Here is a 520-nt window from a genome sequence, read left to right as displayed (position 1 = left end):
ATTGTTCGTGATGGTATTGCACCAAAAACTGTCCTGCGTCTGGCACTAACATTTTTTGGTATCGCTGCACTGCTTGGTGTGTACATTTGCCTGGAGTCAACTTTTTGGATAGCCGTGATTGGTTTAATTTGTATGTTATTCGGATATTTATATACTGGAGGGCCATATCCAATCGCATATACACCGTTAGGCGAAATCTTTTCCGGCTTTTTCATGGGAACCGTTATTATCGGAATCAGTTATTACATTCAAACCGCACATATTACATTAGAAATTATTTGGATTTCTATTCCAATCGCCATTTTCATTGGTTGTATCATGCTATCTAATAATATTCGTGACCTGGATGGCGATAAATTAAACGGACGAAAAACGGTTGCTATTCTGCTGGGTCGAAAAAATGCGGTAACTTTGCTAGGCATTTTATTTATTATTTCATATGCATTGACGCTTTATTACATCGTTGTTGATCTACTTCCATTATGGTCATTGGTGGTATTTTTCAGCGGTAAAATCGCAG

The 520-nt window shown here is 37.7% G+C and carries 1 protein-coding gene; it reads left to right on the top strand.

From position 1 onward, the window contains the following. On the top strand, positions 1-520 hold a 520-nt coding region (locus AC3G7N_RS22610; protein ID WP_489424339.1), incomplete at both ends, for a UbiA family prenyltransferase.

It is taken from the genome of Virgibacillus carmonensis, from assembly GCF_057836705.1.
The sequence above is the reverse complement of the archived record's forward strand: the minus strand, read 5'-3'. Positions and strand labels throughout refer to the sequence as shown.